This window comes from Pseudoalteromonas sp. SR45-4 (assembly GCF_014163535.1).
Lineage (GTDB): Bacteria > Pseudomonadota > Gammaproteobacteria > Enterobacterales > Alteromonadaceae > Pseudoalteromonas > Pseudoalteromonas nigrifaciens.
On sequence record NZ_JACJDO010000072.1, the window covers coordinates 1 to 6,184 of the forward strand.

The 6,184-nt window shown below is 40.9% G+C and carries 5 protein-coding genes; all 5 read right to left on the reverse strand.

Features of this window, described 5'->3' with window-relative positions; translation table 11 throughout:
• Nucleotides 1-20: 20 nt before the first annotated feature.
• Nucleotides 21-320 carry an integration host factor subunit alpha gene (ihfA, locus tag H5058_RS17770; RefSeq protein ID WP_011328574.1) on the reverse strand — a complete coding sequence of 100 codons (300 nt, stop codon included), beginning with the start codon at nucleotides 318-320 and terminating at the stop codon, nucleotides 21-23.
• Between the two features lie 2 nt (nucleotides 321-322).
• The gene (pheT, locus tag H5058_RS17775) at nucleotides 323-2,710 is read right to left on the reverse strand and encodes a phenylalanine--tRNA ligase subunit beta (RefSeq protein ID WP_086994471.1); all 2,388 of its coding nucleotides are present in this window, start codon (nucleotides 2,708-2,710) and stop codon (nucleotides 323-325) included.
• Nucleotides 2,711-2,725: 15 nt separating this feature from the next.
• On the reverse strand, nucleotides 2,726-3,706 hold the full coding sequence (gene pheS / locus H5058_RS17780; RefSeq protein ID WP_011328576.1) for a phenylalanine--tRNA ligase subunit alpha: 981 nt from the start codon (nucleotides 3,704-3,706) through the stop codon (nucleotides 2,726-2,728).
• Between the two features lie 84 nt (nucleotides 3,707-3,790).
• Nucleotides 3,791-4,501 (reverse strand): DnaA regulatory inactivator Hda, encoded by a 711-nt coding sequence (hda, locus tag H5058_RS17785; protein WP_172459224.1) that lies wholly within the window; start codon nucleotides 4,499-4,501, stop codon nucleotides 3,791-3,793.
• Nucleotides 4,501-5,556, reverse strand: a complete 1,056-nt coding sequence (locus H5058_RS17790) for a DUF2066 domain-containing protein (RefSeq protein WP_011328578.1) — start codon at nucleotides 5,554-5,556, stop codon at nucleotides 4,501-4,503. The genes hda and H5058_RS17790 overlap by 1 nt, the downstream gene beginning before the upstream one ends.
• Between the last annotated feature and the right edge of the window lie 628 nt (nucleotides 5,557-6,184).

The window sequence follows — 6,184 nt, forward strand, 5'->3', positions numbered from 1 at the left end:
CTTACGCTGCCTTTTTTATATTACTTTGCTTTGCTTGTACCCACTTCTACTCGGGTTTTAAGTTTTTGCCCAGGTCTAAAGGTCACAACGCGACGCGCCGAAATAGGAATATCTTCCCCTGTTTTCGGATTACGTCCCGGTCTTTCTTTTTTATCACGAAGATCAAAATTACCAAATCCAGAGAGCTTAATCTGCTCGCCTTTTTCAAGCGCTGAGCGGATTTCTTCAAAAAACGCTTCAACTAAATCTTTGGCATCTTTTTTATTGATCCCGAGTTTTTCAAATAGGTGTTCAGCTATGTCGGCTTTAGTAAGCGCCATATCTAGTCCCTCAACGATGCATTAAACTGTTCGGCCAGTGTGGCCACCACGTTATCAACTACTAGATTGATATCTTTCTCTTCGAGTGTTCTATCAACCGATTGCAGTGTTAGAGCAATCGCCAAACTCTTATAATTTGGCTCAATACCTTTGCCCTTATACACATCGAATAAGTTTAGGTCAACTAATTGATTTCCGCCAACTTTTTCTATCGCTGTTAAAATATCGCCAATATTTACGCTCTCTTGCACTAAAATCGCGATGTCGCGGCGATTTGAAGGGAATTTAGACACCCCTGCAACTTGCGGTAAATTTCTTTTTTCGATTGCCGACATTTCAATTTCAAACACGAAAGTAGCATTATTGATATCTAACGACTTTTGCGCTTGAGGGTGTAATGCACCAAAAAAACCAACCTTTTTACCAGCAACATAAATTACCGCTGATTGACCAGGATGCAAACCATCTGACTGCTCTGCTTTAATTTCAAAGCGGCTCATATCATTGGTAATTGCCAGTAGTGCTTCCACGTCACCTTTCACATCGTAAAAATCGACGTTGCGTTTTTCTTCAACCCAATGTTCGCCATGCGCAAGACCGGTAATTACACCGCCAATTACTGGCACTTGGTTAACACCATTTTCGGCATTTTCGTCACTTAAAAATTTAAGGCCGTGTTCAAATAGACGAATACGCGGTTGCTGACGATTTTGGTTATACGCTAGCGACGCCAATAAGCCAGGCATTAAGCTTACTCGCATTGCAGACATTTCAATTGAAATTGGGTGCGGTAATACTAGCGGCTGACTTTCTGGGTGCAAAATAGCTTGCGCTTTAGGGTCGACAAAACTGTACGTAATAGCCTCTTGATAACCACGGGCTACTAGCGTATTACGAAACTTGCTTAGTGCGATAGTCGCTTCGTTATGGGTGGTCATTTTAAGCTTAGCAGTCGGTGCAACATTAGGAATACTGTTGTAACCGTAAACACGCGCCACTTCTTCAATTAAATCTTCTTCAATACGCACATCAAAACGGTAACTAGGTACATCTGCACTCCAGCTGTCGTTTTCAACTTTTACGTTAAAACCTAAGCGAGTTAAAATATCAGTAACTTTCTCATCTTCAATATGATGGCCAATAACACGGTCTAAACGGCTACGACGTAAACGAACCTCAGTCACTTTAGGTAGTTTATCTGCGGCAACGGCTTCAACCACTGGGCCTGCTTCACCGCCTACTATTTCAAGTAGTAACGCTGTTGCACGCTCTATTGCATCATGCTGTAGCGCAAAATCAACACCACGCTCATAACGATGCGATGCATCTGTGTGTAAACCGTAGCTACGTGCTTGCCCAGCTATTGCTACAGGGTTAAAAAATGCGCTTTCAAGTAATATATCAGACGTTTTATTTGTAACACCCGATTGCTCGCCACCAAAAATACCCGCAATGGCTAGTGCTTTATTATGATCGGCTATCACTAATGTAGATTCGTTTAATTTAACGCTATTACCGTCAAGTAAAACTAGCTCTTCACCGGCGTTTGCACTACGTACTTTAATTCCACCTTCAATCGCATTTAAATCAAATGCATGCATTGGATGGCCAAGTTCAAGTAATACATAATTAGTAACATCAACTACTGGGTCGATTGAACGCACACCGCTGCGACGTAGTTTTTCAACCATCCATAACGGCGTTGCTGTATCAAGGTTAATGCCTTTGATCACACGCCCAAGGTAGCGAGGACATGCATCTTCATTAACTAATTCAATCGATACTTTATCGTCAATTGTTGCTGTAACCGCTGGAATTTGTAATACGTTTACGTCAATGCTGTTAAGTACGCCCACCTCGCGCGCTAAGCCTTTTATACCTAAACAATCACCACGGTTTGGTGTTAAATCAACATCAATAATATTATCATCAAGACCTAGGTATTCACGTAAATCTGTACCTACTGGCGCATCGCTTGGCAATTCCATAATGCCATCGCCTTCTTCGCTAATACCTAGCTCAACAAAGGCACACAACATGCCATTTGAAGGTTGGCCACGTAACTTGGCTTTTTTAATTTTAAAATCACCAGGAAGCACTGCGCCAACAGTTGCAACCGCAACTTTAATGCCTAAACGACAGTTCGGTGCGCCACATACGATATCAAGTAGTTCATCACCACCGACATTAATTTTGGTAACGCGTAGCTTATCTGCATCAGGATGTTGTCCACATTCAACAACTTCACCTACCAATACACCATTAAATTTTGCTGCTGCAGGTGTTACGCCATCAACTTCTAGGCCAGCCATAGAAAGCTGTTCCGACAGAGCTTGCGTATCAATGGCTGGATTAACCCACTCTCTTAACCACTTTTCACTAAATTTCATATTATTGTTTCACTCTTAACGGAACTGGTTTAGGAATTTTAAGTCATTTTCAAAAAATGCACGTAAATCGTTTACGCCATAACGCAACATAGTTAAGCGCTCTACACCCATGCCAAAAGCAAAGCCGGTGTATTTTTCAGGATCAATGCCCACAGACTTAAGAACGTTAGGGTGTACCATGCCGCAGCCTAATACTTCTAGCCACTTGCCGTCTTTACCCATTACGTCTACTTCTGCTGAAGGTTCTGTAAAAGGGAAAAATGAAGGACGGAAACGAATTTCCATGTCTTCTTCAAAAAAGTTACGCAGGAAGTCGTGTAAAATACCTTTAAGTTCAGTAAAGCTCACATCTGTGTCGACCATTAAGCCTTCAACCTGATGAAACATAGGCGTGTGCGTTTGGTCATAATCGTTACGATATACACGTCCAGGAGAAATAATACGCAGCGGCGGTTGCTCAACTTCCATTGTACGTATTTGTACGCCACTCGTTTGCGTGCGCAATACCAGCTTAGGGTTGAAGTAAAAAGTGTCGTGATCAGCACGGGCTGGATGATGCTCAGGAATATTTAACGCATCAAAGTTATGAAAGTCATCTTCAACTTCAGGACCCGATTTAACTGCAAAGCCTAACTCACCAAAAAAGCTTTCTATGCGCTCAATGGTACGTGTAACCGGATGTAGGCCACCAGTAGGCATAACACGCCCAGGTAATGTTACATCGATAGTTTCAGCGGCTAGCTTTTCTTCTAGCGCTTTACTGGCTAACAGCTCACGTTTATCGTTTATAGCAGCTTGCACATCTTGTTTAGCTTGATTAATAACTTGGCCCGCTTCTTTACGCTCTTCAGGAGCAATTTTGCCTAACGTTTTAAGTAAGCTGGTGATCTCGCCTTTTTTGCCAAGGTAATTAACCCGCATTTCTTCTAACTGCGCGATTTCACTGGCACTGGCTACCGCCTCAAGTGCTTGCGCTAATATATTTTCTAAGTTCATTGGATACCTGATCTTTCACAGAAGGTGATTGCTGTTAAGTAATAACTTATGATAACTGAAAGCAGTGCCTAGATTCTAGACCTACTAGAGCTTTAACGTTGATTTTATAAAAGGAATTGTTAATTTTCGTTGTGCGGCCATAGATGCATGATCTAATTTGTCTAATACGTCGAGTAATGTACGCATATCACGGCTTAAGCGCGTTAATAAAAATCGGGCGCATTCGTCACTTAGCTCTAAGCCACGCATTTTTGTGCGTTTAACTAAAGCTTGTGCTTTATCGTCATCGCTCATTGAGCGAATCTGCAGTGTAGTTCCCCATTTTAGCCGCGATTCTAAGTCTGGTAAGCTAATATTTAGCATGTCGGGGAGTAAGTCAGCGGTCACCACTAACATTTTTTTAGGCTCGTTAAAGCGATTAAAAAAATTAAATAAGGCCTTTTCCCACGCATCATCACCCGCTACCAAATGCACATCATCTATGCATAAAACATCAAGGGCTTCTAAGCCTTCTAATACCATAGGGCCAAAATCAATAACTTCTCGCATAGATAACAGCATATTTGATAAGCCGCGCTCTTGCGCTTGAATACACGTAGCGTACAAAAGGTGAGATTTCCCTGAATCGCCCAAACCACATAAATAAGTGTATTGAAAAGATTGCGACAATTTTGAAAAACTGTCTTTTAAATGACTTACTTCTAAAGAGTCCTCACCACCAAAGTACGAGGTAAAGGTTTCGTCATCGGGCAAAGTAACCGGCAATGCCATTTGCATTGGCTCATGAGTTAGCATTACTCACCAATCCATTGATACTCTAAACTGTTTTTATCAACAATATGATAAAAAGCACTTGGATCAACATAATCTCTAAACGCAGCATCAAGCCCTAATGCTTTTTTTAAATCAACCACACTACCCGTATGATTAAGTTTGAACTCAACTAAATCTGGGGTTTTTCGTATAATAGTAGCCTGAGTTACCACACTTAAATTTGATAACCGGCGTTTAGCCAACTCAATATCAACAAAGCTTTGCGTACCTTTTAGAGTTAAAGTTGCCGCTGCTTGCTCGTAATAAGCATTCGGATCAATTGCATATTCATTAGCTAGCCCTTTCGCTAACGTATCTATCATTTGCGCAACAACTTGTTGTTTATCACCCGTTAATCTATTTAATTCAAAAAGATCATCGTTAGTAAATCGCCAATCTAAAACCCAGTTTTCACTATCTGGTTGCTTATACATTCTGGCTGTAATACTGCGCTCAGCACTATAACGCTTAGAGGCCTCTTCTACTGGCTCTGAAAAGTTACCCCATACTTCAGGAATACCTACTAGACGTCTGTCTTGTAAATCAAGTAAAGGCACCACAACCGGTAAACCACGTCGCCCTGCTTTATCGTATATTAACTGTTCTAGTTGTGGGTAGCTTTCTTGAGTAACTAGCTCTCTGCGCCAGTTATCTTCAATTCCTAACCATATTGCAATTAATGGTCGTTGCACACCCCATAAGGGTAAACCGAGCTCTTTAATTAATGCATTAATTTTTCGCGCTTCAAATTTAACAACAAGTTTTAAGTTACCGGTTGTACTCTCGTCGTACTCAAACTTGAGCATGTAGTCTGAAATATCTTGAGTTTTTTGTTGCGCTAAGCTGTTTTGATCAGCACTTTCATCACCGCTGACTTTCACTAGAACATTCAGCAATGCTTTACGACTTGCTGCTAAACGCGTGTCTCGAGTTTTATCATCAACTTTTAAAATATCTTGATAAAGATCAGTTACTTCAACCGCTGATGCAGTAAAGCAAAATATAATTGATAAGGCACTTAATAATAATCTATACACAGGCTATTTGTTCTTAGTTTTAAACTGATTTGATCCTAAATCAAAGCAACCCACAAAGCAAAATTATATTTTATTTGTAGGAAAAAGTGCTAGGTGCTAGCAGAGATTGCTGATGGGGTTATTTTTGTCTAACAATTTAATGTTTTTATACTAATCGCATAAAGTTAATGAGTAATTTAATATTAAATAACGAGCTCAATAACAAAGCGATAATTAGAATCGGAGTCTTTAATTAGGCCTGGTAGTGTCTTAATGCCCACAGCAGTGGAGAGTCACAGTGCAAATACACCACACTCATTGACTAGTGATGATGTTTTTATGATTTGAATGTCGGTGCGCTACTTCGTAGCGACAACGCAGTAGAATGTCGTAAGTGCCCACAGCGGTGGAGAGTCACAGTGCAAATGCACTAAACTCATTGGCTAGTGGTGATTTTTTTATGATTTGAGTGTCGGGTGTCGCTACGCTCGCCCAACCTACGTGGGAGATTTGCGTACATTATTCACCCACATTTCACTTTTCTGCAGACGTAAAAAAGCCCGAATCGTTAAATTCGGGCTTTCTACAATTTGGAGCCTGGCAATGTCCTACTTTCACATAGCAAATGCTACACTATCATCGGCGCTGT

What these genes read in the sequence shown, in the direction of transcription:
- ihfA (WP_011328574.1), bottom strand. Translation starts at nt 320, where the DNA reads ATGGCGCTTACTAAAGCCGACATAGCTGAACACCTATTTGAAAAACTC.
- pheS (WP_011328576.1), bottom strand. Translation starts at nt 3,706, where the DNA reads ATGAACTTAGAAAATATATTAGCGCAAGCACTTGAGGCGGTAGCCAGT.
- pheT (WP_086994471.1), bottom strand. Translation starts at nt 2,710, where the DNA reads ATGAAATTTAGTGAAAAGTGGTTAAGAGAGTGGGTTAATCCAGCCATT.
- hda (WP_172459224.1), bottom strand. Translation starts at nt 4,501, where the DNA reads ATGCTAACTCATGAGCCAATGCAAATGGCATTGCCGGTTACTTTGCCC.